This is a genomic window from Allobosea sp. GW821-FHT03A12, from assembly GCF_058986765.1.
The window spans coordinates 361,108-386,714 of sequence record NZ_JBYSVZ010000003.1 but is presented as its reverse complement, the minus strand read 5'-3'; the positions used below and the strand labels follow the sequence as shown (position 1 = coordinate 386,714).

Genomic DNA, 25,607 nt, shown 5'->3' with positions numbered 1-25,607 from the left:
GACGGCTCAGCCGCCGGGGACGCCCTGCGTGTTGACATAGAGCGAATAGACGCCGCGACCGGTGACCATGAACAACCGGTTGCGCTTGGGGCCGCCGAAGCAGAGGTTCGCCGCCCGCTCCGGTAAGGCGATCGCACCGATGCGCTTGCCCTCCGGCGACAGCACCAGCACGCCGTCCATGCCTTCCTTCACCGCGCCATAGGCGCACCAGAGATTGCCGTCGATGTCGCAGCGGATGCCGTCCGGCGCCTCGCCCTCGCCGCAGCTGAAGAAGATCGAGCCGTTGGCGAGCTTCGTGCCGCCATCCACAACGTCGTAAACGCGGATGCTGACAGGCTTCGAGAAGGAATCGACGATGTAGAGTTTCTTCTCGCCCGGCGAGAAGCAGAGGCCATTGGGCGCCGTGACGTCGCTGGCGACAACCGTCGCCTTGCCCGAAGGATCGACCCGGTAGACGTTGTTCGGCAGTTCGGGCGTCGCCTTGTCACCGGAATAGTGGCCGGAGATGCCGAAGGGCGGATCGGTGAACCAGATCGCGCCATCCGAGGCGACGACGACATCGTTGGGCGAGTTCAGCTTCTTGCCGTCATAGCTGTCGATCAGCACGGTGACGCTGCCGTCATGCTCGGTGCGAGTGACGCGCCTGCCGTGCTCGGCGGCGATCAGCCGGCCCTGGCGGTCCCGCGTCAGGCCGTTGGCGTAGTTCGCCGGCCGCCGGAAGATGCTGACCGCCCCGGTCTCCTCCTCCCATTTCAGGATGCGGTTGTTGGGGATGTCGGTCCAGAGCAGGAAGCGCCCGTCGCCGAACCAGACCGGGCCTTCGGTGTAGCGGGTCTCGCCGGTGGCGATGCGCTCCACCGCGGCGAAGAAGACCATGTACTTGGCGAAGCTCGGATCGAGCGCCCGCACCGCCGGGTCCGGATAGCGCGGGCTCCGCTGCCATTCGGCACTGGCCGTCCGCCCCCATCCATTCGCTGCGATTGCGCCTGAACCGGCCAGCAGATGCCGTCGCGAGATGCCCATGGCGTTCACCCTCCCAACCGAGCCGTTGCGCTTCCAACAATCCTGATCGCTCTTTGTCGCGCTTTCTGCTTTACTATGATATTAAAATCGCTGATACAGCAATAGTGAATGCCATTGTTAGCGCAATGAGCAGCTTTCACAGGGAGAAACCGGGGAGGTTCGCTCGCGGCGCGGCAGCGCAGGCGACGACGCCTTGCGGGAGAACGCCATGACGAGAATGCTGGCCAGCCGCCGACGTGACCTGGACGTGGAAGTGCCGGATGAGTCCGCCGGGCCGCGCAGCGGTCCTGCGGCGGAGCTGACCGCGGAAGAGGCGCGCTGGCGGCGAGAAACCTTCGCGCCGGATGCGGCCCAGGCTGAGCGGCAACGCAATTTCGTCACCGATTGCGGCCTCGAGGTGAAGCCGCTCTACACCCCGGCCGATCTCGACGCGATCGGCTTCGACTATGCCGCCGATCTCGGCTTCCCCGGCGAATTCCCTTTCACCCGTGGCGATCGCGGCGCCATGAACCGGGGCGAGCCCTTCGTCGTCTCCGCCTATTCCGGCTTCGGCGAGGCTGAGCGCAGCAACCAGCGCTTCCGCACCCTGATCGACTGGGGCGCCGAGCAGATCCTCGTCGCCTTGGACCTGCCAACCCAGTGCGGCTACGATTCAGACCACCCCATGGCCACCGCCGAGGTCGGCCAGGTCGGCGTCGCCGTCAGCTCGCTCGCTGATATGGAGCAGCTCTTCGACGGCATCCCGCTCGACAGCATCAAGCGCGTCGGTACGCTCGGCAATTCGATCGGCCCGATCGTCCTGGCGCTGTTCGCCGTGCTCGGCGAGAAGCAGGGCATTCCCTGGGCGAACTACGTCGTCAACCTGCAGAACGACCCACTCAAGGAATACATCGCCCGCGGCACCCAGATTCTGCCGGCGGAACCGGCGGCTAAGCTCGCCTGCGACGCCGTCGAATGGTGCATCGACAATGCGCCGAACTGGTCGCCGATGACGGTCTGCGTCAACCATATCAATGCCGGTGGCGCCGGTTCGAGCCTGGGCACCGCGATCGCCCTGGCCAACGCCCACTACTATCTCGATGATCTCCTGGCGCGCGGCCATTCGATCGACGAGGTCGCGCCGCTGCTGCACATGTTCGCCGACGAGCGGCACGACTTCTTCGTCAGCGTCGCCAATCTGCGCGCCCTGCGGCGGATCTGGGCGCGGCGCATGCGCGAGCGCTACGGCGCGACGCTGCCGGCCGCGATGGCCCTGCGCCTGACCGTCTACGGCCATGGCCAGGAGTCGCTGCAGGAGCCGCTCAACAATATCTCGCGCATCGCCTTCGGCACGCTCGCCTATGTGCTGGGCGGCGCGTCCTATGTCTACATCGCCTCCTATGACGAGGCGGTCTCGACGCCGGGCGAGCAGTCGCTGAAGGTCGCGCTGCGGACCCAGCAGGTGATCGCCAGCGAGCATGGTTTCGCCGACACGGTCGATCCGCTCGGCGGCTCCTACTATGTCGAGAGCCTCACACACGGCGTCGAGGGCCAGATCCTCGACGCGCTCGGCATGATCGAGGAGAAGGGCGGCGCGCTCGCCGTCATCCGCGATGGCATCGGCCGGCGCCTGATGACCGAGGGCGCGGTGCGCCGGCAGAAGGCGATCGACAGCGGCCAGCGGCCCTGGGTCACGGTCAACCAGCGGCCGCAGAAGCCCGATGTCGCCAACACTGCCTTCCGCATCGATCCCAGCGCCGCGACCGACCAGGTGGCGCGCCTGCAGCGCGTCCGCGCCGAGCGCGACGAGGCTCGCGTCAGCGCAGCCCTGGCGGCTGTACGCGAGGCGACGGCATCGGGCGCCAATGTCACGCCTTCGGTGCTCGAAGCGGTACGGGCCTATGCCACGGTCGGTGAGATCGTCGAGATCTGGCGCGACATCTTCGGCCATTTCTCCCCCTCGACCGAATTCTGAGCCGATGGCGCTGTCGAACCGCAAGATCCGCGTCCTGATGGCGAAGGTCGGCCTGGACGGCCACGATGTCGGCGCCCGCGTCGTCGCTCGCGGCCTGCTCGAAGCCGGCATGGAGGTGATCTACACCGGGCTGCGCCGCACGCCGGAACAGGTGGCGCGCGCCGCCGTCGAGGAAGACGTCGACTGGATCGGCATCAGCATCCTCTCCGGCGCCCACCTGACCCTGCTGCCGCGCCTGCGCCGCCTGCTCGATGAAAACGGGGCGGAGGACATCCGCATCATGGCCGGCGGCATCATCCCGCAGGAAGACATCCCCGAGCTCAGCAAGGCGGGCGTCTCGCGCGTCTTCCTGTCGGGCACGGCGATCGCCGAGATCGTCGACTATCTGATGGCCGAGACCGTCCATGACTGAACCTTTCGCAGCACCGACCCTTCCCGAGCTGATGCGCCGGGCGGCGCAGCGCTTTTCGGACCGCATCGCGCTGGTCGCCGATGAACGACACTGGACTTTCCGAGAATTCGACGAGATCGCCGCCACCCTGGCCTGCAATCTCGCGCAGCGACTGCCGGCCGGGGCGCGGGTCGGCCTGTTCATGGCCAACCGGCCGGAATATCTGATGCTGCAGAGCGCGATCGAGCGCGCCGGGCTGGTGCGCGTGCCGCTCAATGCAAGGCTGACCAGTATCGAAGCCGCGGCGATCCTCGCCGATTGCGGCGCGGCTGCCGTCTTCCACGACGCGGAAACCGCCGCCCTGCTGCCGGCAGGCGGGGCGCTCTGGCTCTGCCCAGTCGATGGCGGCGATGCCAACGGCGGTCCGAACTTCGCCGAGCTGTTGCAGCCCGCGACCGCCTTGGCGGATCGCAGTCCGGCGCCGGACGATCTCGCCTCGATCAACTATACCTCAGGCAGTTCCGGGCGGCCGAAGGGTGTGATGCTGGAGCATCGCCAGTGGCTGGCGGTGACCCGCAACATGCTGCTCGACCGCGACATGCGCCGCGATGACGTCGTCGCCCATATCGGCCCGCTCACCCATGCCAGCGGCACCTATTTCGCGCCCTGGTTCCTGCGCGGCGCGACGAGCGTACTCGTCTCCGGCGTCGATGGCCTGCTGGATGCGATCCCGGCGCTGCGCGTCACCGCCTTCACCTGCGTGCCGACGGTGCTGACGCGCATCGTCAACCATCCGCGCATCGGCCGGATCGACACCTCCTCGCTGCGCTTCATCGGCTATGGCGCCGAGCCGATCCCGCGCAACACGCTGGAAAAGGCGCTCGCCCGCTTCGGCCCGATCCTGACCCAGAACTACGGCCTGACCGAAGCGATGATGACCTGCGTCTTCCTGCCGCCGGAAGACCATTTCGACGCGAACGGCGCGCCGCGGATCGGCTGCATCGGCCGGCCCTACAGCTTCGTCGAGATCGTCGCCCGCGCGCCAGATGGCAGCCCGGTGCCCGCCGGAGAGATCGGCGAGCTAACGGTGCGCGCCGACCATGTCATGCGCGGCTATTGGGGCATGCCCGCGGAAACCGCGAAGGTCCTGCGCGAGGGCTGGCTCTGGTCGGGCGATCTCTGCCGGATCAGCGCGGATGGCTTGGTCACGCTGACCGGACGCAGCAAGGACATGCTGATCAGCGGCGGCTTCAACATCTATCCGCAGGAGGTCGAGGCGGTGCTGACCAGCCTCGTCGATGTCGCCGAGGCCGCCGTGCTCGGCCTGCCCGATCCCGACTGGGGCGAGGTCGCCATCGCCTTCGTCGCGCCGGTGCCGGGCAGGACGCTCTCGGTCGACGAGGTCCGCGCCGGCTGCCGCGCCATCCTCGGTTTCAAGGCGCCCAAGCGCATCCTGATCGAGGACACCCTGCCGAAGAACCCGAACGGCAAGGTCGACAAGAAGCTGCTGCGCCAGCGCCTCGCCGAGCCGGAGCGGGAGGCCGATCATGTCTGATGGCACCGACGTCATCGTCACCGCCTTCGCGCGCACCCCGTTCGGCCGCTTCGGCGGCGCCCTCGCCGAGGTCTTCGCGCCCCGCCTCGCCGCGATCGCGATCGATGCGGTGTTCGGCCGGACCAAGCTCGAGCCTGCCGCGGTCGAGGCGCTCTATATGGGCGTTGGCATGATCGCCTCGGCTGCCTTCACCCCGGCACGCCAGGCGGTGCTGCTGTCGCGGCTGCGGCAGGAGACGCCCTCACTCGCCATCGACCGCGCCTGCTGCTCGGGTATGAGCGCGATTGGCCTCGGCTGGCGCGATATCCGCCTCGGCTTCGCCGATGCGGTGATCTGCGGCGGCGTCGACAATCTCAGCCAGACGCCGCTGCTCTGGCCGCGGCGGCGCGACAAGCCGCTCGGGCCGGTCACCGCCGAGGACCCGCTGCTGCTGCGTTCGCCGACGGTCAACGCCGCAATCGCGGCCTATACCTCGCGCGAGGCGATCGGCCACGGCATCAACCGCGCCGCGCAGGACGACTGGGCAGCCGGCAGCCATGAACGCTATTTCGCGGCGGAGGCAGCGGGCTATTTCGAGGCCGAGCGCGTGCCGCTCGACCTGCCCGGCAAGAGCGGCAACGAACGCATCGCCTCGGATGAATCGCCGCGCCGCGACACGTCGCGCGAGAAGCTCGCGACCTTGCGGACGGTCTATGACAGCGAGACCATCACCGCCGGCAACGCGCCTGGCCTCAATGACGGCGCCGCCTTCCTGCTGTTGGTCTCGCGCCGGCTCGCCGAGGCACGCGGGCTGCCGATACTCGCGGAGATCACGCATTACGGCCAGGTCGCGGACGGGCCGACCTCGGGCTCCTATACGCCGGCGATCAGTATCTCCCGCCTGCTGGCCAAGGCCGAACGCCCCGCCGCGGACCTCGACCTGATCGAGATCAACGAGGCCTTCGCCGCAACGCCGCTTGTCAGCACGCTGCGCCTCGCCGACGGCGATGTTTCGGCCGCCGAGAAGCTGCGCGCCCGGACCAACCGCCACGGCGGCGCCGTAGCACTTGGTCACCCACTCGGTGCGAGCGGCGCCCGGCTCGCCATGACGCTGGTCAACGGGCTGACACGCCGCGGTGGCGGGCGCGGCGCGGCCGCGATCTGCGGCGGCTACGGCCAGGGCGACGCCCTGCTGATCGAGGTCGGTGCATGAGCGGCGCAAGAGCGCTCGACGGCCGGACAGTCCGCCGGCTGTCGCGCGCGATCAGCACGGTCGAGGATCGTGCTGCCGGTTATGAGGAAATCCTCTCCGGTGCCTACCGGGCGCCAGCGAAAGCCAAGGTGATCGGCGTAACCGGCCCACCCGGCGCCGGCAAATCGACGCTGGTCGACGCACTAACCGCCCATTGGGCTGGCGCCGGCGGGCGCGTCGCCGTGCTCGCGGTCGATCCGTCCAGCCCGTTCTCCGGCGGGGCCGTGCTCGGCGACCGCGTCCGGATGGACCGCAGCTCCGATTTGCCCGGCGTCTATCTGCGCAGCATCTCGGCGCGCGGCGAAGGCGGCGGCCTCAGCGCCGCGGTCTGCGATATCGTCGCGCTGCTCGACGAAGCTGGCTTCGATCGCGTCGTGATCGAGACGGTCGGCGCCGGCCAGGCCGACATCGCCGTGGCCGATGCTGCCGACTGCACGCTCGTCGTCTTCGTGCCGGGCTTGGGCGACGACATTCAGGCGGCCAAGGCCGGGCTGATGGAGGTCGGCGACGTCTATGCCGTCAACAAGGGCGACCTGCCCGGCGCCAAGGCGACAGTCGCCGAGATCAATGGCGCGATCGGCGTGGCCTATGTCGGCACGCCGGGCGTCAACGCGGCCGATCCGGCCGTGACGACGGCACAGCCGAACTCCTCGCCCGGCCGCCTCGCCGTGCTGCGGCGCCATGGTGATCCAGCCCGCGACGGCACGCTCTGGCGCCCTCCCGTTCAGCTGGTCAGCGCCCGCAGCGGCGATGGCGTTGCCGATCTCGCTGAGACGGTCGACGCCTTCCTTGGCTGGTGCCGCGAGAGCGGGCGGCTGGCGCTGCGCCGACACAGCCGTATCCGGGCGCAGATGCTGCGAACCCTCGCCTCGGCGCTGATCGAACCTTATCTACGAGGCACAGGACAAGCCGCTGGGGCCCTCGCCGCCAGCATCGATCGCGTCCTCGCCAGCGATACGAGCCCGGCCGAAGCGGTAACCGAGCTGGTCAGAAACGCATCGCGCTGATCAGCGCGCCTTGCCGCTCTTCTTCGGCGCCGGTTCCGCTTTCGCGGCCTGCTCGCGGGGGGACCTGCTCGGCCGCATCACCGAGGGCTTCGGCATGAACTTGAAGGCCCGCTTGTGGACCTCGAGGATGGTGCGGGTGTTGACGCGCACGATGCCCTCGACCTGCGACAGCCGATTGGTGACGAAGTCGACGAGCTCGGTGTTGTCGGAGAAGGTCGCGCCCGCAAAAATATCGAAGCCGCCGGTGGTGATGTAGACGAAATACATCTCCGGGATCGCCGACAATTCGCGCGCCGCCTGCCTGATCCGGCGCGTCTCGACCTCGATCTCCATCATCACCCAGACCGAATGGCCGAGTTGCAGCGGGTTGGAGAGGGCGACGAACTCGATCACGCCGGACTCGACCAGGCGCGCCATGCGGTTGCGAATGGTCGACTCGGGGATTTCGAGCGCTTCGGCGATGGACTTGGCGGGCGCGCGGGCATCCCTGTGCAGGAGATTGATGATGCCGACGTCGATTTCGTCCAGAGCCGCCACCCGCTTCTCCTGCACTTGCGCCCTCGAATCGCAAAACCATAGGAGGCGGCCGTACGGGCCGCAATTGCTGCGCTGCCGAAAGAGGCCGAATTGACCGCTGGAAACCGCGGAAACACCGGAATTGCGCCGGGCTCAGTGCGCCGGGCTCAGACGGAATCGCGCGATCTTCTCACCCACCCTTGCCCGGCATGGCGAACGGGGCCGGATCGATAAAGCGCTCCAGCACGTTCCGGGTCAGCCGCGAGATGTTGTTGTCGTAGTTGTTGTGCGCGAGGCTGCCGACATAGGCGATCGAGCCCGTCGAGAACACGGCGCCGCCGGATGGGCATTCGAAGAACACCATGTCGGCTCGGATGCGGGCGCTCTGCAAGGCGTTGGTCGCGCCATTCGGGACGAGCACCGCATCATTGGCCATATGGAAGGCGTTGGTGTGGTTCTCGGAGGAAGCCAGGACCAGCGTATGCGGCGGCGAGCCGGCGCTGACGTCGCAGGCATCGATCTCGTCGCCCGCGGCGCCACCGCCGAGATGACCGAAATCGCCGAGGATCTCGTCCTCGATGCCGGCGAAGATGAAAGAGGCGCGCGGATCGCGGCTTTCGGGGCGGCGGCGGTAGTAGGACGAGGCGTCGAAGCCCTGGGCGATGAAGCCGACGCCGGCCAGGGTGTTCGGCGAGCGGCCCTGGCGGCTCCAGAGCCCGCCATATTCGCCGGTGAAGCTCATATAATATTCGCCCGGCGCCGCATGCCAGGCGCGGGTGCCGTCCTCGGCGCGGCGCACCTCGATGATCCCGTCAGAATGCGGGTGATAGGCGACGCGCCAGTAGAAGCCGTTGCCGCCGAGATACATCAGGCGCCCGCCGCCTTTCAGATAGCCCTCCAGCGCGTTCATCATCTCGAGCGAGACATATTCGGGATGCGAGCCGGTCAGCACGGCCTGGTAGCCTTCGAGCAGGCCCGCGCCCTCGCGATGCAGATCGTCGTCGGTGACGACGTCGCAATCGCAGCCGATCGCCTCCAGCCAATCGATGACGAAGAGATCGCTGGAGAAGTTCCAGAGCCGCCCCTTCGGCCTAAAATTCGTCATCGGGCGCAGGCGCGTGCCGTAACAGACGCCGCTGCCGTCATTGTGGACGCAGTAGGTCGACAGGCCGATCGGATGGTGCAGCAGCTGCATATCGGTGACGTCGAAATCGAGCAGATGCCCACGCAGCATCTCGGTGCCCGAGGCGAGGAAACGCGCCTTGTTGTTGGCGTAGATCGTGTAGGTCGCGGTCGGCGCGAGATAGGCGACCTTGGCGGTGCGCCGGCCGCGCGGCGGGCGCACGAAGAACGGGACATGGGTCTCGGCGCCCTCGCCGCGCAGGCGTGCGGCATAGATGCCGCTCTTGCAGTCCTCGGGGACGGTGAAGACGAAGCTCGTCTGCCAGCGGGCATCGTCGATGTCGTCGTCGTGGAAATGGATCGCGCCGTATTGCTGCGGCGCCCGCTTCCAGTCCATCTCGGCCGCGTCCCAGTTATGCCCGGTCACGGCGCGGGTCGGCAGGTTGACCGTCCTGCCATGGAGTTGGCGCGGCCCAAGGTCTACGATGCAATCGGAGCCGATCTCCCGCGAGAAATCCCAGGCCGCGACCAGCGCTTCGTCAGCCAGTTCCGCTGCGATCGGCCGGTCGAGCTGTTCCCGCGGCAGCGCCTGCGCGAACAGTCGCGGCGCCTCCAGCTTGCCGTTGTAATGGGCACCGGGCGCCAGGCCGTCAGCGCTCGCATCCGACCAGGCGGCGATCATCAGCGGCGCATCCGAAGCAGCCGGCAGGATCGCGACGTCGCGCGTAACCGAGGCTGCCCGCCCGGTATGGACGCTGTGATCTTCCAAAGGCCGCTGTGACAGCTCGACCCGGCGCGAAGCGGCATCGAAGCTCGCCGAGAGCAGGTGCCAGCGCCGCTCGGCCACGGTGATACCGGTCGAGACTTCGACGACCTCGGTGCCGTCGCCGAGCCGCAGCGCCAGCGCGCCGTCTGCATCGAGATAGAGCCCAAAGCCGCGCTTCGAGCGCTGCGACCAGGCGCCGAGCAGCGCCCGCGGCTGGTTACCGATCAGGGTGGGCCAGGCGAGGACCTGCAGGCTGAAGCTCTCCAGGACCACGGGCAGCGCCGGCAATTCGATGTAGGAGCCAAGCCGCAGCGTCTGCTCGCCACCCGAATAATCGCCGCTCGCGGGCGAGGCGATCTCCGTCTCGCGATAGCCCTCCCCGCCCCGGCCGGTCTGCGGCGCGCGCAGGCGGACGATATCGGCACGATAGCCGGCGATCTCCGGCGTGCTGACCTTGAAGGCGATGCTGTCGCCCGGCGCGGCGCTGATCCGGTCGGCATAGGCGAGGATGGCCTTGGCCGGATCGGGCACGACGACCGGGGGCCCGTCGATCGGCGGCTCCGGAATAGCGAGCTCGCCCAGGGTCGTCGCGAGATCGTGGCCGGTCATGGCGTGCCAGCGCAACTTGAACACAGTCCATTCGGCTTCGGCGAGATCGGTGAAGACGACATCGGGCACCGGGACGGGCCGCAAGGGATTGCCGGTCATCCGCGCCAGCAGCCAGCGCGCTTTGGGCGTCTCGACGATCAGGCAGTGCTTACCCTCGATCGGCGCGCTGCGCATCCGGTCGAGCACCGCTTGCAATTCGGGGCTGTGATGACCGAGCGGACGGCGCCGGAATTCATGCGCCAGATCCAGGCGCGAGGGATCGATCTCGTACATCGCAGGCCTTCATTCCCCGTGGCGGCAATCTGCCCGTCCAGTCTGGGCTCCACCAGCGCGACCGGCGCATGCCCGAACTGACCGATTCCGCCATTGCGCGGAGAGGCTTGCTCGCCGAAAACGCCTAACTGGTTTCATGATTTTGCATAAAGAGCAACATAAGAACGATATTTCTGTTGAATGAGCACAATCGCGTCGCTAATGTCGCGGTAACGGCGACCAACGCCGGTCCGGGGAGGACGATATGGAGACGCTCAGCAGGACGGGTTCGATCAACCGGCGGCAGCTCATGGCGGGAGCGGGCGCCGCCTCAGTGGCGACCTTGTCAGGCACCGGCCGCTTCGGCGCGGCACAGGCGGCGGCGCCGATCAACTTCGTCGGCTGGACCTTCCGGCCGGACATGGTCCAGGGCTATGTCGACTTCTACAACAAGAGCTATGGCGAGAAGGTCAGCTACTCGACGCTGCCCTGGCCGCAATATCACCAGACGCTGGAGCAGCGTGCCTTCGCCGGCGACATCGTCGACGTGATGTATTGCTTCCACACCTTCCGCGAGCGCTGGGCGCAGACTGGCATGATCCGCACGCTCGACGACCTGCCGGGCGTTGACGAGCTCAAGAAGGCGATGATGCCGGCCAATCTCGAAAGCCTGCTCAACCGCGAGGGCAAGCTCATCGCGCTGCCCTATTTCGTCAACCTCTACATCCTGATGCACAACGAGCCGATGCTGCAGCAGGGCGGCTTCGACAAGCCGGCCGCGAGCTTCGACGAGCTGATCGAGCAATGCGTCAAGCTGAAGAAGGACAAGATCGCCGAGTACCCCTACCTGCCGAACTGGAACCCGACGATCACCGGCACGACGCCGCAATTCCTGACCGACTGCTTCGCCGAAGGCGCGACCGTCTTCGACGCCAAGAACAAGCTGGTCATCGACCAGGACCCGGCGGTGGCGCAGGTGCTGGAGCGCTGGAAGAAGGTCTATGTGCTCGGCCTCGTCACGCCCGAGATCTTCACCAAGCCGTCCTCGACCGACGTGCACCGGATGATGTTCACCGGGCGCTACGCCTATCACAGCAACATCTCGAACTATCTGCAGACGATCGCCAGCGACACCAAGGAGTCTCTGCTCGCGCCGAAGAAGGCGAAGATGACGCCTTATCCAGGCAAGGTCGGCAGCACCTACATGTGGACCGACTCCTACGTGCTCAACGCCAACACCAAGTCGATCGAGAGCGCCTGGAAGCTGATGCAGTTCGTCGGCGGCAACCTGCACAAGGATTGGTATGTGCAGCAGCAATGGGCGATCGGCTCCGGCCTCGATAACGTCTATCCCGATCTCTACAAGGAGCCGGCCGTCGTCGCCTCCTATGCCAACTGGGTCGACCTGCCGACGCTGCGGGCGCAGTACGACAAGGGCAAGGTCAGCGGCGCCTTCAAGGAGCAGTGGTATCCGGAATACGACGCCCGCTCGGTGACGATCCTGCACGACATGATCCGCAAGAACCTGTCGGTCGCCGAGACGATCAAGGCGCTGGTCGCCCTGCACAAGTCGCTGGCCTGAGCGGATGACCACGCTCGATCCCGGCCGGCCCGATCTCGCGCTTCCGCCGGAGGCTTCGGCTTCCAGCCCGGCACGGCCTCGCTGGTTCGCGCGCAGGGACCGGCAGGCCGTCCAGTCCGAGGGCTGGTTCGCGGCGATGCTGGTCTCGCCGGCGCTGCTCGTGATCCTGCTGATCGTCTTCCTGCCCCTGGTCTATTCGATCTGGCTGAGCTTCGCCGAGGTCGACCTGCTGCGCCCGGGCAGCACGGCGATCACCCTCTTCGGCATGCGGCTGCCGCTCTACCGCTTCACCGGGCTCGCCAATTACAGCAAGGTCCTGTCCGACCCGCTCTACTGGCAATCGCTGCTGCGCACCGTCTATTTCGTCGCGCTCTTCGTGATCGAGGCAGTGGTGATCGGCCTCGCCATGGCGCTGGTGCTCAACGCCCATTTCGCCGGGCGCGGGCTGATGCGGGCGATGCTCTTGGTGCCGTGGTCGATGTCGCGCATCGCTGTCGGCATCCTCTGGCTCGGCATGCTCGATGCCGATTTCGGCGCAATCAACGGCATCCTCTACCGGCTCGGCGTGATCGACCACTATCTGTCGTTCTTCAGCGACGGCTTCACGGCGCTCAATGTCCTGATCGTCGTCTATGTCTGGAACCAGGCGCCGTTCGCGACAATCCTGTTCCTGGCCGGGCTGCAGTCGATCCCGCAGGACCTCTATCACGCGGCCTCGGTCGACGGCGCCGGCTTCTGGCGCAAGCTCTGGCACATCACCCTGCCCTCGCTGCGGCCGATGATGTTCCTCGTCTTGGTGCTCGCGACGGTCAACGGCTTCCTGATGCTCGACCTCATCTATGTGATGACCTCGGGCGGCCCCGGCAACGACACCACGACGGTGACCTGGCTCGGCTATCGCACCGCCTTCAGCTTCTTCAAGTTCGGGCCGGGCACGGCGATCCTGTTCACGCTGACGCTGATCTGCGTGGCGCTGACGGTGATCTACCACCGCCTCGTCCTCTCGAAGTTCCAGAGCGAGTAGGAGGCGCGCCATGCCGACCGTCATCGCGCGCAACCACAGCAAGCTCTGGCCGGTGCTCGGCCTCTACGGCCTCGTCGCGCTGGTCGCGCTCTGGCTGATCGGGCCGTTCCTCTGGCTGTTCATCAGCAGCATCAGCGAGCAGCGCGACCTGCTCGCCCGGCCGATGCCGCTGATCCCGCCGAATCCGAGCTTTGCCAACTACGCCAAGATCTTCGGGCTGGTCGAATTCCACGCCCAGCACCAGTCGGCGCAGATCCTGCCCTCGCTCGGCAACAGCGTCGTCGTCACGCTGATCGTCACCGCGCTCAACATCGTGCTCGGAAGCGGGGCCGGCTACGCCTATGCGCGCTTCCAGCACCCGGTGATGAAGATCACGCTCTACGCCATCCTGTTCACCCGCATGCTGCCGGTCGTCGTGCTGATGCCGGCGCTGTTCCTGATCATGCGCCAGCTCGGCCTGCAGAACACGCTGAGCGGGCTCGTGCTGGCCTATTGCTCCTTCACCTTCCCCTTCACGATCTGGATCCTGAAATCGTATTTCGAGACCATCCCGCGCGAGCTTGAGGAGAGCGCGCTGGTCGATGGCTGCTCGCGGCTGCAGGCTTTCGTGAAGGTCATCCTGCCGATTTCGGGACCCGGCCTCGTCGCCGCCGGCGCCTTCACCTTCGTGCTGTGCTGGAACGAGTTCCTGGTGGCGCAGGTGCTGAACTCGAAACAGGGCACCACGACGCTGCCGCCGACGGTCGCTGGCATGCTCGGCCAGGCCAATATCGACTACTCGGTGATCGCCGCCTCCGGCTTCCTCTCGGCCATTCCGGCGGTGATCCTCGCCCTCGTCTTCCAACGCTACATGGTCCAGGGGCTCACCGCCGGGTCGGTGAAGGGCTGATCGTTCCCTGGAGCCTCCCGCCGCTCGCAAGACGCGTCGGCGGGCCTTTCAAAACCGCGCATCGCGAAAGGACTGACCCGATGACGATCGTGCCAAGACAACCCGACATGCACCTTGCCTTCCTCGAAGGCGGCCCGAAGAAACTGCTGATCGACGGCCGCTGGGTCGATGCCGCCTCCGGCAAGACCTTCGAGACCATCGATCCATCGACCGGCCAGGTACTGGCCCGCGTCGCCGAGGGCGATCAGCAGGATATCGATGCGGCGGTCGCGGCGGCAAGGCGCGCCTTCGACGGCCCCTGGCGCAAGTTCAAGCCCTATGACCGCCAGCAGGTCATCCTCAAGCTCGCCGACCTCGTCGACAAGCATTTCGACGAGCTCTCGCTGATCGACACGCTCGACATGGGCGCCCCGATCAGCCGCACGCGCGCCTCGCGGCGGCGCCTGCTCGGCCTGCTGCGCTATTATGCCGGCATGGCGACGGCGCTGCATGGCGAGACCGTCGACAACTCCATGCCCGGCGAGTTCGTCACCTATACGCTGAAGGAGCCGGTCGGCGTCGTCGGCGCGATCACGCCGTGGAACGGCCCGCTGGTCTCTTGGATCTGGAAGATCGGCCCGGTCCTCGCCACCGGCTGCACCGCCGTGCTGAAGCCGGCCGAGGAATCGCCGCTGTCGGCCCTGCGCATGGGCGAGCTCCTGCTCGAAGCCGGCCTGCCAGACGGCGTCGTCAACATCGTCACCGGCTTCGGCGAGACCGCGGGCGCGGCGCTCGCGGGCCACCCGGATGTCGACAAGATCGCCTTCACCGGCTCCTTCGAGACCGGGCAGAAGATCGTCCAGGCCTCGGTCGGCAACCTCAAGCGCGTCACGCTCGAGCTCGGCGGCAAGTCGCCCGACATCGTCTTCGCCGATGTCGATCTCGATCTCGCCGTGCCCGGCGCCGCCATGGGCTGCTTCGGCAATTCCGGTCAGGTCTGCAGCGCCGGCACGCGCCTCTTCGTCGAGGACAAGATCTATGACGAGTTCATGGAGCGCGTCGCCGATTTCAGCCGGACGCTGAAAGTCGGCAACAGCCTCGATCCCGAGGTGCAGATCGGGCCGCTGGTCTCCGAGCAGCAGCTCAGCCGCGTCTCCAGCTATCTCGACATCGGCCAGCAGGAGGGCGCCAAGCTGCTTTCCGGCGGGCGCAGGTTGACCGAGGACGAGCTCGCCAGCGGCTACTTCATCCCGCCGACCGTCTTCGCCGGGGTCCGCGACGAGATGCGGATCGCACAGGAGGAGATCTTCGGGCCGGTGGTGTCGAGCCTGCCCTTCAGTGACCTGGAAGAGGTCGCACGCCGCGCCAACAACACCATGTACGGACTCGGCAGCGGCGTCTGGACCAATGACGTCCGCAAGGCGCACTATCTCGCCAAGGCGATCCGCGCCGGCTCGGTCTGGATCAACTGCTACCAGATGATGGATCCGGCGATGCCCTTCGGCGGCTACAAGCGCAGCGGCTATGGCCGTGAATCCGGCGTGCAGCAGTTCAACGACTATCTGAACGTGAAGTCGGTCTGGCTGCGGACCGCCTGATGACGAGCAGACTGTTCTCGCCGATCACGCTGTCAGGGGTCACTTTCCCCAACCGCGTGGTCATCTCGCCGATGTGCCAGTACAGCGCGCCCGATGGCGCGGCCTCGGACTGGCACATGGCCCATCTCGGACAGTTCGCCATGTCCCGCGCCGGTCTCCTCCTGCTGGAGGCGACCGCGGTCGAGCCGGCCGGACGGATCTCGCCGCTCTGCCTCGCGCTCTATTCCGACGCGCAGGAGGAGGCGCTCGCCCGGGTGGTGACGATGCTGCGCTATGCCGGCGGCGACATGCCGCTCGGCATCCAGCTCGGCCATGCCGGGCGCAAGGGCTCCTGCCACATGCCCTGGGATGGCGGGCACGGCCTGACGCCCGAGGAAGGCGGCTGGCCGATCGTCGGCCCGAGCGCCCTGCCCTATGACGACAAGCGCGCCGTGCCGGAAGCGCTCGACGAAGCCGGCATGGAGCGCATCGCGGCTGCCTTCGTCGATGCGGCTGAGCGAGCCGACCGCATCGGCTTCGACGTGGTCGAATACCACTGTGCCCATGGCTATCTCCTGCACTCCTTCCTGTCGGCACAGAGTAATCGGCGGCAGGACGATTATGGCGGCTCGCTCGAAAACCGCATGCGCTTCCCGCTGGCGGTGGCGCGGCGGCTGCGCGGGGCCTGGCCGGCGCGGAAGGCGCTCGGCGCCAGACTCGATGCCGAGGATGCGACCGACGCAGCCTCGCTGGCCGAGACGATCGCCTATGCGCGCGAGCTCAAGGCGATCGGCTTCGACTATGTCTGCCTGTCGCGCGGCAGCCTCTCCGGCGACCAGAAGATCGTCTCCTGGCCGGGCTATCTGCTGCCGCTCGCCGCGGCTTTGCGCAAGGCGACCGGGATGGTCACCCAGGCCGTCGGGCTGATCGTCGATCCGCGCATGGCGGAGGAAGCGGTCGCATCAGGGCAGGTCGACATGGTCGCGCTGGCACGCGGCTTCCTAGATGATCCGCGCTGGGTCTGGCATGCGGCTGAGGCGCTCGGCGCCGAGCTTGCCTATCCCCCGCAATATCGCGGCGCCGACCCCTCGCTCTGGAAGGGCGCGACCTTGCGCCCACGCGCCCATGCAGCCGGCTGAATCCGGCCGCGACCACATTTGACCTGTTGCGGAGACCGACATGATCCCTGAGGCCCTGATCTCGACCTGGCGGCTGAAATCCCACCGGCAGGAGCTGCCGGAGACCGGCGAGGTGCTCTATCCGCGAGGCGACAACCCGCAGGGGCTGCTGACCTACACCGCCGACCGCCGCTTCTCGATTATCAACGCGCCGGAGGAGCGGGCACCGCCGGAAGGCCTCGGCCCGACCGACGCGGAAGCCCTCGGCCTGTTCAAGGGCCTGACCGCCTATGCCGGCCATTATTCGGTATCCGGCGAGACCGTGACCCATCACGTCGAGGTCTCCTGGAACGAGGCCTGGTCCGGCACCGACCAGGTCCGCCGCTACAAGCTCGAAGGCGACAGCCTGACCATCATCGCCGGCCCCTCGCACAGCCCCTGGGACGGCCGGCTGACGATCTCGACGCTGATCTGGGATCGCGTGCGCTGATCCTGCGCTGAGCGGACCGACACATCACTGAACCACGCCCCGGCGGATCCGATGCTCCGCCAGAGCGAACGATCGCTGCTGCACGCGAGCGGCGGCGCATGCATCGGCTTTCGCAAAACGACAGGAGACGAACGATGACCTCAGCCAACCTTCGTCACAACCCCGACGCGGTCGCGCCGCCGACGCAGAACCTCTACGCCCATGGCGTCGAGGTTCCGACCAACAGCCGCCAGCTCTATGTCGCCGGCCAGGTCGGCGTGCGCCGCGACGGCACGCTGCCGGCGACGCTGGAGGAACAGGTCGAGCAGCTGATGGCGAATTTCGAGGCGATCCTCGCCTCGGCCGGCATGGACTTCACCGATGTCGTGAAGATCACCGCCTACTGCCTGAAGCCGGCCGACATCATCACCTACGCCACTATCCGCAACCGCTATTTCAAGGGCAACCCGCCGGCCACGACCGCAGTCGTCGTCGCCGGGCTCGCCCTGTCGGAGTGGCTGATCGAAGCCGACCTCACCGCCGCCAAGCGGGATTGATCCGACAGCCAATGGCGGAGCGGCCGAAGGGTTGCTCCGCCATCAGGCGTGGACGGGCTCGCGCAGCGGATAATGGCAGGCGACGAGGCGCTCGCTGCCGATGAGTTCCGGCACAGCCTCGCGGCAGGCGGCGCTGGCGCGGACACAGCGTGGGTGAAAGGCGCAACCGGCCGGCGGCGCGAGCGGGCTCGGGAACTCGCCGTTGAGATGCAGCTCCGGCAGGCCGCGGCCGGGTTCCGGCGGTAGGATCGCCTGCATCAATTCGCGCGTATAGGGATGGCGCGGCTCGGCGAAGACCGCTTCGGTCGGCCCGGCCTCGACGACCTTGCCGAGATACATCACCGCGACCCGGTCGGCGAGATGGCCGACCACGGCGAGGTTGTGGCTGATCAGCACGATGGTCAGCCGGAAGCTGCGGTGCAGGCGAGCGAGCAGATTGAGGATCTGAGACTGCACGGAAACATCGAGCGCGGAGGTCGGTTCGTCGCAGATCAGAATCTTGGGCTCGCCGACCAGAGCGCGGGCGATCGCGACGCGCTGGCGCTGCCCGCCCGAGAGCTGGCTCGGATAGGCGCCGGCGAGATAGCGCGCCAGCCCGACCGCATCCATGATCTCGTGGACGGCGGCGAGGCGCGAGCGGCTATTGCCGACGCCGCGGACCTCGAGCGGCGCCGCGATCGCGCCCGCCACCGTCATGCGCGGATTGAGCGAGGAATACGGGTCCTGGAAGATCGGCTGGATCAGCCTGGCCCGCTCGACCCGGCCATAGGCGCCGATCGGCTTGCCGCCGACCGTGATGCTGCCCGAGCTCGGCTCCTCGATGCCGAGCAGGAGCCGGGCGAGCGTACTCTTGCCGCAGCCGGACTCGCCGACGATGGCGAGAATCTCGCCCTCCTCGACAGCAAGGTCGATGCCGCGCACCGCCTGCAGCACCCGCCCGCGGCGCAGGCCGGCGCTGACCTGATAGTTGCGCGTCGCGCCGGTGATTTCGAGCAGGCTCATCTTGTCCTCATGCGATGGCGGCGGCGAGCGGCTCGGCCGGCTGGCGCGGCGCCTCGATCGGCAACAGGCAGCGCAACTGGCGTCCGCCGGCGGCGGTACGGAGAGGGACCGGCGACGCCGCGCAGGCTTCGTGGCGGAACTCGCAGCGATCGAGGAAGCCGCAGGCGGTCAGCGGCGCGATCGGGCGCGGGACAAGGCCGGGGATATGGCCGAGCGGCTGGCCGCGGCGCGTCCGCCCCGGCACCGGGATCGAGCGCATCAGCCCGGCGGTGTAGGGATGGCGCGGGCTGCCGAGCACCTCGTCGGTCGTGCCGCTCTCGACGACTTCGCCGCCATACATCACGACCACCCGGTCGGCGAGGCCGGCAACGACACCAATGTCGTGCGTGACCAGGATCAGCCCGACCCCGGTCTCCTTCTGCACATCGGCGAGCAGCCGCAGGATCTGCGCCTGGATGGTGACGTCGAGCGCCGTCGTCGGCTCGTCGGCGATGATCAGCTCGGGCTCGCACAGCAAGGCCGTCGCGATCATCATGCGCTGGCGCAAACCGCCCGAGAGCTGGTGCGGGTATTGGTCGAGCCGGTCCTCCGGCGCGGGCACACCGACCCGCCGGAGCAAGGCGACGACCCGCGCGCGTGCCTCGCCCCGCGACACCCGGCGGTGCTGGCGCAGGATCTCGGCCATCTGGTCGCCCATGCGATAGCAGGGATCAAAGGCCGTCATCGGGTCCTGGAAGATCATGGCGACGCGCTTGCCGCGGATCGCCTGCCAGCGCCGCCGGTCGAGCCCAAGCAGGGACTCGCCCTGGAAGGCGAGCCGCTCGGCCGAAAGCCGCGCGTTCTGCGGCTGCAGGCCCATCACCGCGAGCGAGGTCAGGCTCTTGCCGCAGCCGGATTCACCGACGATGGCGACGGTCTCGCCGCGCTCGACGGTAAGGTCGACGCTGCGGATCGGGCGCAGCAGCCCGTCATTGACCGGGATTTCCAGGCTGAGATTGCGGATTTCGAGCAAGGGCGCCATGGCTCAGGCCCTCCCCTCGGGCGAGAGGACGTCGCGCAGCGCATCGCCGAGGATGTTGATCGCCAGGATCAGCAGGATCAGCGCCGTGCCGGGAATGGCGATCAGCCAGGGTCGGAACAGGAACTGGCTCTTCGCCTCCGAGATCATCAGGCCCCAGGAGGTCAGCGGCGGCTGGATGCCGAGGCCGAGGAAGGTCAGCGTCGCCTCCATCAGGATGGCGCGGGCTAGCTCCAGCGTGCCGACGACGATCAGCGCGCTGGTGATGTTCGGCAGGATCTCGCGCAGCAGGATGCGCGGCGTCGAGCTGCCGATGGCACGGGCGGCGGTGACGAACTCGCGGCCGACGAGCTGCTGCGTCGCGGTGCGCGTCACGATCACCAGCCGGTCCCAGAGCAGGCCGCCGATGACCAGCACCAGCAGTGGCAGCGACTGGCCGAGCACGGCGACGGCAACGAGCGCGACGAGCACGACCGGCAGGGTCAGGCGGACGGTGAGCAGGAAATTGACGAAGAGATCGACCTTCCCACCCCAGTAACCAGCCGCGACACCGAGCACCGTGCCGATCAGGCCGGAGATCAGCACGGTGGCGAAACCGACGAAGAGCGAGATGCGGGCGCCATAGAGCAGCAGCGCGAGATAATCGCGGCCGAGATGGTCGGTGCCGAGCGGGTGCTGCCAGTTGCCGGCGCTGTTCCAGACCGGCGCGGCCAGGCGCCGGGCGAGGTCCTGCGTGCCGGGGTCATAGGGCGTCAGCAGGGGCGCGGCGACCGCGGCGAGGACAAAGACGGCGAGCACGGTTCCGCCGAACCAGAAGCCGGGGTGCCTGGCCATGCGCCTGAGCGCGATCTGGCCGGGCGTCGGCATCGACTTCGCCGCAATCACCGGGGACACTGGCGCCGATGCGCCGTCGATGAGGCTGGTATCGGCCATCAGCTCGTCCGGATCCTGGGGTCGAGGGCGGCGTTCAATAGATCGGCCGCAAGCGTCAGCACCGCATAGGTCGCGGCGATCACGAGCAAGATCGCCTGGATGACCTCGACGTCGTAGCGGCGGATCGAGAGCCAGGCGAGATTGCCTAGCCCGTTCATCGAGAACACCGCCTCGACCACGACCGAGCCGCCGAGCATGTAGCCGAACTGCACGGTCGCGACCGCCACCACCGGGATGATGGCGTGGCGCAGGCCATGGCGCAGCACGACGCGCCAGGGGCTGAGGCCATAGGCGCGGGCGGTGCGGACATGGTCGGATTTCAGCACGTCCATCATGCCGGAGCGGGTCAGGCGCATGATCGCGGGCGCCGCGTAATAGCCGAGCGCCACCGCCGGCAGGATGTAGTGCTGCCATGTCGCCGTGCCGGAGACCGGCAGCCAGCGCAGCATGACGCCGAAGCCGTAGATCAGCGCGAGCGAGGACAGGAAGGACGGCATCGCCTGCCCGGCCACCGCCAGGACCAGCGCGATCCGGTCGATGATCGTATTGGGCCAGAGCGCGGCGATGACGCCGAGGGGCACCGCGACGAGCAGCGCGAAGGCGAGCGCCAGCACGCCGAGCGTCGCGGTGATCGGGATATGCCGCGCCAGGACCGGGCCGACATCTTCCTTGAGATAGGTCGAGCGGCCGAAATCGCCGCTGACGAAGCGGCCGACCCAGCTCAGATACTGCTCATGGAACGGCCGGTCATAGCCATAGGCCTTGCGGATTTCGGCGATCTGCTCGGGCGAGGCGCGCTCGCCCGCCATCGCCACCGCCGGATCTCCGGAGAGATGGACGAGCGAGAAGGAGATGACCGAGACGACGATCAGGACGAGGACGGTGACCAGCAACCGCTTCAGGACGAAGGAACCCATTCCGCACTCCGTGCGGCGAGGCGGCCGGCCGGAGCCGGTCGCCCAGCCCGATGCCAGCTACTTCCAGCGCGCCAGATAGAAATGGGCGAGTTCGTCCGGGGTCACCGGATAGTCGAGATCCCGGGTGTAGGCGTAGGCCCGGCCATAGGCGAAGAGCGGCACGCCATAGGCCTGGGCGTTGATCCGCTCGAGGGCCTTGGCGTAGAGCGCGCGGCGCTGGGCCGGGTCCATGGTGCTGTCGGCCTTGTCGAGCAGGTCCCTGACCTCGGCATCGCGGGCATAGTCGTCGGCGCCGAACTTGAAATAGAGGCTGACCGAGGCGGAGGCATCCTGCATGCCCTGCGAGCCCCAGGTCAGATGGGCGAGCTCGGCCTTGCCACCGATGATCAACGGCCGCAGCGCGACGTTCTGGACGAAGCGGAAATCGGGCTCGATGCCGACCGCGCGCAGATAGGCGAGCACCGCTTCCGAATAGGATTTGTCGCGATAGGCATAGAAGGGAACCTTGAGCCCCTTGGCATAGCCGGCCTCGGCCAGCAGCGCCTTGGCCTTGGCCGGGTCGTAAGAATGCTGGGTGACGTCGGCGGTGCAACCGACCTGCGTCGGATAGCACATCGATTTCAGCACCTCGGCCGAGTTGCCGACGAGCTTGGCGATCGCCTCCCGGTCGATGGCGTGGAAGATCGCCTGGCGGACCCGGACGTCCTTGAGGGGTGTATCGCCGGAGCGGCCGGCGGCATCGAACAGCAGGAAGGACATCCGCGTCGTCGGCGCGGTCTTGACGGTGACGCCCATGGCGGAGAGCTGCGGCACGTTCTCGGGCGGCACGCCCCAGATCCAGTCGACCGTGCCGGCGAGCAGCTCGGCGAGCTGCGCCTCGTTGTCGGCGATGGTGCGGTAGACGATCTTGCCGATCTTCGGCTGCCCTTTCGGGCTTTCCTTGAAGTAATCTGGATTCTTCACGAAGGTGGCGGACTGGCCGGCCTTGAAGTCCGTCATGATGTAGGGGCCGGTGCAGACCGGCCTGACCGCGCCCCAGTCGCGCCGGGTCTTGCCGCCGGCGGCGCTGACGACGGGCGCCTTGTCGTAATGGCCTGACGGATAGATCGCGGTGTTGCCCGAGAGGAATTCGAGTGCGGCCGGCGTCGGCGCCTTGGCGATGAAGCGGACCTTGTGCGGATCGACTGCCTCGACCGACTTGATCCAGTCGATCGCGAGGCGGACATTGATTCCGCTATCGGCCGGCATCACGTGGCGGAAGGTCGAGACCACGTCCTCGGCATCGAGATCGCTGCCGTCATGGAACTTGATGCCCTTGCGCAGCTCGACCTCGAGCGTGACATCGTCGACCCAGCGATAGGACGAGGCCAGGAGCGGCTTGTATTCGCCGCTGGCGGGATCGCGGTGGAACAGGGAGTCGCAATTGAACATGGTCGCGATGACCACTTCGCGCAGGCCCTGATAATAGATGTCGAAGGTGTCGATCTCGGTCGACGTCGCCCAGGTCAGCGTGTCGTCGCTTTTTCCTGCCGTCGCCGGGGTCGCGAACGCAGTACAGGCCAGAACACTGCCGACGAACGCCGCCATCGAGCGTTTGAACATCGCGATCCTCCCTCGCGGCGCTCTGCAGTCTTGTCGCGGCCTCACGGGCCGCAGGCGCCATTCCCTTAATTTTGCGCTTTCCGTTGAATATGTCAATTCAGATTGCGGTTACAGCCAAATAAAATTGAAAAACTTGCCATCTCAGCGACACTAAAGAAGCAACGCCCCCCAATAATCCGAAACCGATCAAGTCTCGGGAGCCAGGATCGCCCGGCTCCCGAGATGGCCTTTTGGTGCTCAGGCGCTGTGCTTGCCGATGAAGCCGAGCACCAGCTCGTTCCAGATCTCCGGGCGCTCCCAATAGGCGGAGTGGCCGCAATCCGGGATGAGGCTGAACTCGGCGCCCTGGATGCGGGAATGAACCAGACGGGCCATTGAGGGCGGCGTGTAGAGGTCGCCATCCCCGGTCACCACCAGCACCGGCATGCGCCATGCGGCGATCGACTGCCAGGTGACGTTGTTCTCGTATCCCTGGCTCTCCATCTTGCCCGCCCTGGACTTGTGCTCCAGCTCATTCCAGAGGCGACGGCCTTCCTGGTCGACATGGCGATAGGACGGGCCGAGCTCCTTGAAGTCGTGCGGCAGGGCATCGAACTCCTTCGGCCAGATCAGCTTGTAGATCGCCCGGTAATCCTCGTCGCGGATACCGACGATCGTGTTGGAGAGCACGAGGCTGCGCAGCCGCTGCGGATGCGACACCGCGAAATCGGTCGCGACCATGCCGCCGGCTGCCGAGCCGACAAGGTGGAACTTCGCCAGCTTGAGATGATCGACCAGCTTGAGCAGGTCAGCGGCCCCGGTGCCGGGCTTGGCGGGATCGCCGACGACCGAGCCGTGATAGCCGCGCCGGGAATAGCCGATGACGCGATAGCCGGCCTTGGCGAAGACCGGCGTCTGGTAGAGCCAGACCAGCCCGCTGCCCGTCCCCGCATGCAGGAAGATCACCGGAACGCCGTCGCCGCCGGTGTCGAAGTACCAAATGCTGTGCCCGTCCCCGACGTCGACAAGGCCCTCGCTCGCCTTGATCGGCGCCGGCGGCGGTACCGGCTTCACGCCCTGATCGGCGGCCGGCGCAGCGTTCGCGCTGCTCGTCTGCGAGAATGCGAACGCCGCCAAGCCGAGGGCGGCGCCGGCTTGCAGAAGCCTCCGGCGTGCCGGGAGGTAATCTTGCGCGGCCTCCGCAGAAGCAGATTTACCGTCAGAATTCATGACCACCCTCTTCTTGTTATGACAATCACGAAGGCAATCAACGCAGATTATTTATTCTCCATCCATGTCAATTTTCTCATCGAGACACGATCAAAACTCAAATCCGGGAAGCAATTCCGACCGCATCATCGACAAGGTCAGACTTAGGCCGCCTCGGCCCGAGCCTCCGAGGCAAGGCCCAGCACGGCCTCGTCGCGCACGTCGAGGCAGACCGCGGTGCCGTTGTCGAACACGGTCTCAGCGCCGGCGCTGACCTGGAGCACGCCGCCGGCGACCCGCACGCGATAGCGCATCATGTTGCCGAGGAAGCCGGAGACCTCGACCGCGCCGGCGAGCCGACTCGAACCCTCAGCCACCGGCTCCTGCGGCGACCGCAGCACGAAGGCCTCGGGCCTGATCGAGACGGCGACCGGCTGGCCTACACCGACGCCGCCCTGCAACAGGCAACCGACCTCTCCGGCCGCGCCGAGGTTGACCCTGGCGATGCCGCGGCTGTCGGGCGGCGCGACGAGCGTGCCGTCGAGCAGGTTGGTCGCGCCGACGAAGCCGGCGACGAAACGATTGGCAGGCCGGAAATAGATCTCGCGCGGGTGATCGAGTTGGACGATCCGGCCGCGCTCCATGACCGCAACGAGGTCGGACATTTCGAGCGCCTCGGCCTGGTCGTGCGTGACGTAGATGGTGGTGACGCCGACCTCCTGCTGCAGCCGCTTCAATTCGGTGCGCATCTCCTCGCGCAAGGTGGCGTCGAGATTGGAGAGCGGCTCGTCGAGCAGCAGCAGCTTCGGCTGGCGCACGATAGCGCGGGCGAGCGCGACGCGCTGCTGCTGGCCACCGGAGAGGCGCGTCGCCGAGCGGCTGCCATAGCCGTCGAGGCCGACCCGCTTCAGCGCGTCGTTGGTCATCCGCTCGATCTGCGAACGGTCGAAACCATGGTCCTTCGAGACGCGCAAGGGGAAGGCGACGTTCTCGAACACGCTCATATGCGGCCAGATCGCATAGGACTGGAAGACCATGCCGATATTGCGCCGGTTGAGCGGCACGTTGACGCCGCTGGCATCGTCGAAGAGCGGCTGCGTGCCGACGCGGATCAAGCCGCGGTCCGGCTGCTCCAGCCCGGCGATGCAGCGCAAGGTCGTGGTCTTGCCGCAGCCGCTCGGCCCCAGAAGCGTGAAGAAGGTGCCGGGCTTCAGCGTGAACGCGACATCGCGCACGCCGCCGGCCGGGCCGTCCTGCGTGTTGAAGAAGATCTTCTCGAGGCCCCGGACCTCGATCGCTGCGGTGCTGTCCGCCGTCATTGTCTGT

22 protein-coding genes are annotated in these 25,607 nt (G+C 67.3%); 12 read left to right on the top strand and 10 right to left on the bottom strand.

What is annotated here, in order from left to right:
* Positions 1–6: 6 nt before the first annotated feature.
* Positions 7–1,023, bottom strand: a complete 1,017-nt coding sequence (locus AC3WLC_RS09550) for an SMP-30/gluconolactonase/LRE family protein (RefSeq protein ID WP_493683689.1) — start codon at positions 1,021–1,023, stop codon at positions 7–9.
* Positions 1,024–1,231: 208 nt separating this feature from the next.
* On the opposite strand from AC3WLC_RS09550, the gene AC3WLC_RS09545 reads away from it, so the two are divergent.
* The 5 genes from AC3WLC_RS09545 to meaB are packed head-to-tail and all read left to right on the top strand — an operon-like array spanning position 1,232 to position 7,161.
* Positions 1,232–2,977 carry a methylmalonyl-CoA mutase family protein gene (locus AC3WLC_RS09545; RefSeq protein ID WP_493683688.1) on the top strand — a complete coding sequence of 582 codons (1,746 nt, stop codon included), beginning with the start codon at positions 1,232–1,234 and terminating at the stop codon, positions 2,975–2,977.
* Positions 2,978–2,981: 4 nt separating this feature from the next.
* On the top strand, positions 2,982–3,389 hold the full coding sequence (locus AC3WLC_RS09540) for a cobalamin B12-binding domain-containing protein (protein WP_493683687.1): 408 nt from the start codon (positions 2,982–2,984) through the stop codon (positions 3,387–3,389).
* Positions 3,382–4,923, top strand: a complete 1,542-nt coding sequence (locus AC3WLC_RS09535) for a class I adenylate-forming enzyme family protein (protein WP_493683686.1) — start codon at positions 3,382–3,384, stop codon at positions 4,921–4,923. Before AC3WLC_RS09540 ends, AC3WLC_RS09535 begins: the two co-directional genes overlap by 8 nt.
* On the top strand, positions 4,916–6,115 hold the full coding sequence (locus AC3WLC_RS09530; RefSeq protein ID WP_493683685.1) for a thiolase family protein: 1,200 nt from the start codon (positions 4,916–4,918) through the stop codon (positions 6,113–6,115). The genes AC3WLC_RS09535 and AC3WLC_RS09530 overlap by 8 nt, the downstream gene beginning before the upstream one ends.
* Positions 6,112–7,161 carry a methylmalonyl Co-A mutase-associated GTPase MeaB gene (meaB, locus tag AC3WLC_RS09525; RefSeq protein ID WP_493683684.1) on the top strand — a complete coding sequence of 350 codons (1,050 nt, stop codon included), beginning with the start codon at positions 6,112–6,114 and terminating at the stop codon, positions 7,159–7,161. Before AC3WLC_RS09530 ends, meaB begins: the two co-directional genes overlap by 4 nt.
* Here meaB and AC3WLC_RS09520 read toward each other — a convergent pair whose 3' ends face one another.
* Together AC3WLC_RS09520 and AC3WLC_RS09515 are read right to left on the bottom strand one after the other, a co-directional pair.
* Positions 7,162–7,698 carry an Lrp/AsnC family transcriptional regulator gene (locus tag AC3WLC_RS09520; RefSeq protein WP_493683683.1) on the bottom strand — a complete coding sequence of 179 codons (537 nt, stop codon included), beginning with the start codon at positions 7,696–7,698 and terminating at the stop codon, positions 7,162–7,164.
* 169 nt (positions 7,699–7,867) lie between these two features.
* Positions 7,868–10,447 (bottom strand): N,N-dimethylformamidase beta subunit family domain-containing protein, encoded by a 2,580-nt coding sequence (locus AC3WLC_RS09515; protein WP_493683682.1) that lies wholly within the window; start codon positions 10,445–10,447, stop codon positions 7,868–7,870.
* A gap of 244 nt (positions 10,448–10,691) precedes the next feature.
* Here AC3WLC_RS09515 and AC3WLC_RS09510 point away from each other — a divergent pair, with 244 nt between their 5' ends.
* The 7 genes from AC3WLC_RS09510 (at position 10,692) to AC3WLC_RS09480 (ending at position 17,621) form a co-directional block, all read left to right on the top strand.
* A complete protein-coding gene (locus AC3WLC_RS09510; protein WP_493683681.1) occupies positions 10,692–12,008 on the top strand; it encodes an ABC transporter substrate-binding protein in 1,317 nt (438 codons plus the stop codon).
* A gap of 4 nt (positions 12,009–12,012) precedes the next feature.
* Positions 12,013–13,032, top strand: a complete 1,020-nt coding sequence (locus AC3WLC_RS09505; RefSeq protein ID WP_493683680.1) for a carbohydrate ABC transporter permease — start codon at positions 12,013–12,015, stop codon at positions 13,030–13,032.
* 10 nt (positions 13,033–13,042) lie between these two features.
* Positions 13,043–13,921 carry a carbohydrate ABC transporter permease gene (locus AC3WLC_RS09500; RefSeq protein WP_493683679.1) on the top strand — a complete coding sequence of 293 codons (879 nt, stop codon included), beginning with the start codon at positions 13,043–13,045 and terminating at the stop codon, positions 13,919–13,921.
* An 80-nt stretch (positions 13,922–14,001) separates the two neighbouring features.
* Complete coding sequence (locus AC3WLC_RS09495) at positions 14,002–15,498, top strand: aldehyde dehydrogenase family protein (RefSeq protein WP_493683678.1); 1,497 nt, start codon at positions 14,002–14,004, stop codon at positions 15,496–15,498.
* Positions 15,498–16,616, top strand: a complete 1,119-nt coding sequence (locus AC3WLC_RS09490; RefSeq protein ID WP_493683677.1) for an NADH:flavin oxidoreductase/NADH oxidase — start codon at positions 15,498–15,500, stop codon at positions 16,614–16,616. Before AC3WLC_RS09495 ends, AC3WLC_RS09490 begins: the two co-directional genes overlap by 1 nt.
* Before the next feature lie 40 nt (positions 16,617–16,656).
* On the top strand, positions 16,657–17,085 hold the full coding sequence (locus AC3WLC_RS09485; RefSeq protein WP_493683676.1) for a lipocalin-like domain-containing protein: 429 nt from the start codon (positions 16,657–16,659) through the stop codon (positions 17,083–17,085).
* A 134-nt stretch (positions 17,086–17,219) separates the two neighbouring features.
* Positions 17,220–17,621 carry a RidA family protein gene (locus AC3WLC_RS09480; protein ID WP_493683675.1) on the top strand — a complete coding sequence of 134 codons (402 nt, stop codon included), beginning with the start codon at positions 17,220–17,222 and terminating at the stop codon, positions 17,619–17,621.
* A gap of 42 nt (positions 17,622–17,663) precedes the next feature.
* Here AC3WLC_RS09480 and AC3WLC_RS09475 read toward each other — a convergent pair whose 3' ends face one another.
* The 7 genes from AC3WLC_RS09475 to AC3WLC_RS09445 all read right to left on the bottom strand — a co-directional run bounded on the left by AC3WLC_RS09475 (position 17,664) and on the right by AC3WLC_RS09445 (position 25,600).
* Positions 17,664–18,623 carry an ABC transporter ATP-binding protein gene (locus tag AC3WLC_RS09475; protein ID WP_493683674.1) on the bottom strand — a complete coding sequence of 320 codons (960 nt, stop codon included), beginning with the start codon at positions 18,621–18,623 and terminating at the stop codon, positions 17,664–17,666.
* Positions 18,624–18,630: 7 nt separating this feature from the next.
* Positions 18,631–19,644 (bottom strand): ABC transporter ATP-binding protein, encoded by a 1,014-nt coding sequence (locus tag AC3WLC_RS09470; protein WP_493683673.1) that lies wholly within the window; start codon positions 19,642–19,644, stop codon positions 18,631–18,633.
* A gap of 3 nt (positions 19,645–19,647) precedes the next feature.
* Positions 19,648–20,574 (bottom strand): ABC transporter permease, encoded by a 927-nt coding sequence (locus tag AC3WLC_RS09465; protein ID WP_493683672.1) that lies wholly within the window; start codon positions 20,572–20,574, stop codon positions 19,648–19,650.
* On the bottom strand, positions 20,574–21,491 hold the full coding sequence (locus tag AC3WLC_RS09460; protein ID WP_493683671.1) for an ABC transporter permease: 918 nt from the start codon (positions 21,489–21,491) through the stop codon (positions 20,574–20,576). The genes AC3WLC_RS09465 and AC3WLC_RS09460 overlap by 1 nt, the downstream gene beginning before the upstream one ends.
* A gap of 57 nt (positions 21,492–21,548) precedes the next feature.
* Entirely contained in the window at positions 21,549–23,093 is a 1,545-nt protein-coding gene (locus AC3WLC_RS09455; protein ID WP_493683670.1) for an ABC transporter substrate-binding protein, read from the bottom strand.
* 237 nt (positions 23,094–23,330) lie between these two features.
* Positions 23,331–24,146, bottom strand: a complete 816-nt coding sequence (locus AC3WLC_RS09450; RefSeq protein WP_493683669.1) for an alpha/beta fold hydrolase — start codon at positions 24,144–24,146, stop codon at positions 23,331–23,333.
* A gap of 299 nt (positions 24,147–24,445) precedes the next feature.
* Positions 24,446–25,600, bottom strand: coding sequence for an ABC transporter ATP-binding protein (locus tag AC3WLC_RS09445; protein ID WP_493683668.1), 1,155 nt, complete (start codon positions 25,598–25,600; stop codon positions 24,446–24,448).
* Positions 25,601–25,607 lie beyond the last annotated feature (7 nt).

Excerpts from the sequence above, each read along its gene's own strand:
- AC3WLC_RS09550 (WP_493683689.1), bottom strand. The coding sequence starts at position 1,023 with ATGGGCATCTCGCGACGGCATCTGCTGGCCGGTTCAGGCGCAATCGCA.
- AC3WLC_RS09545 (WP_493683688.1), top strand. The coding sequence starts at position 1,232 with ATGACGAGAATGCTGGCCAGCCGCCGACGTGACCTGGACGTGGAAGTG.
- AC3WLC_RS09540 (WP_493683687.1), top strand. The coding sequence starts at position 2,982 with ATGGCGCTGTCGAACCGCAAGATCCGCGTCCTGATGGCGAAGGTCGGC.
- AC3WLC_RS09535 (WP_493683686.1), top strand. The coding sequence starts at position 3,382 with ATGACTGAACCTTTCGCAGCACCGACCCTTCCCGAGCTGATGCGCCGG.
- AC3WLC_RS09530 (WP_493683685.1), top strand. The coding sequence starts at position 4,916 with ATGTCTGATGGCACCGACGTCATCGTCACCGCCTTCGCGCGCACCCCG.
- meaB (WP_493683684.1), top strand. The coding sequence starts at position 6,112 with ATGAGCGGCGCAAGAGCGCTCGACGGCCGGACAGTCCGCCGGCTGTCG.
- AC3WLC_RS09515 (WP_493683682.1), bottom strand. The coding sequence starts at position 10,447 with ATGTACGAGATCGATCCCTCGCGCCTGGATCTGGCGCATGAATTCCGG.
- AC3WLC_RS09510 (WP_493683681.1), top strand. The coding sequence starts at position 10,692 with ATGGAGACGCTCAGCAGGACGGGTTCGATCAACCGGCGGCAGCTCATG.
- AC3WLC_RS09505 (WP_493683680.1), top strand. The coding sequence starts at position 12,013 with ATGACCACGCTCGATCCCGGCCGGCCCGATCTCGCGCTTCCGCCGGAG.
- AC3WLC_RS09500 (WP_493683679.1), top strand. The coding sequence starts at position 13,043 with ATGCCGACCGTCATCGCGCGCAACCACAGCAAGCTCTGGCCGGTGCTC.
- AC3WLC_RS09495 (WP_493683678.1), top strand. The coding sequence starts at position 14,002 with ATGACGATCGTGCCAAGACAACCCGACATGCACCTTGCCTTCCTCGAA.
- AC3WLC_RS09490 (WP_493683677.1), top strand. The coding sequence starts at position 15,498 with ATGACGAGCAGACTGTTCTCGCCGATCACGCTGTCAGGGGTCACTTTC.
- AC3WLC_RS09485 (WP_493683676.1), top strand. The coding sequence starts at position 16,657 with ATGATCCCTGAGGCCCTGATCTCGACCTGGCGGCTGAAATCCCACCGG.
- AC3WLC_RS09480 (WP_493683675.1), top strand. The coding sequence starts at position 17,220 with ATGACCTCAGCCAACCTTCGTCACAACCCCGACGCGGTCGCGCCGCCG.
- AC3WLC_RS09475 (WP_493683674.1), bottom strand. The coding sequence starts at position 18,623 with ATGAGCCTGCTCGAAATCACCGGCGCGACGCGCAACTATCAGGTCAGC.
- AC3WLC_RS09470 (WP_493683673.1), bottom strand. The coding sequence starts at position 19,644 with ATGGCGCCCTTGCTCGAAATCCGCAATCTCAGCCTGGAAATCCCGGTC.
- AC3WLC_RS09465 (WP_493683672.1), bottom strand. The coding sequence starts at position 20,574 with ATGGCCGATACCAGCCTCATCGACGGCGCATCGGCGCCAGTGTCCCCG.
- AC3WLC_RS09460 (WP_493683671.1), bottom strand. The coding sequence starts at position 21,491 with ATGGGTTCCTTCGTCCTGAAGCGGTTGCTGGTCACCGTCCTCGTCCTG.
- AC3WLC_RS09455 (WP_493683670.1), bottom strand. The coding sequence starts at position 23,093 with ATGTTCAAACGCTCGATGGCGGCGTTCGTCGGCAGTGTTCTGGCCTGT.
- AC3WLC_RS09445 (WP_493683668.1), bottom strand. The coding sequence starts at position 25,600 with ATGACGGCGGACAGCACCGCAGCGATCGAGGTCCGGGGCCTCGAGAAG.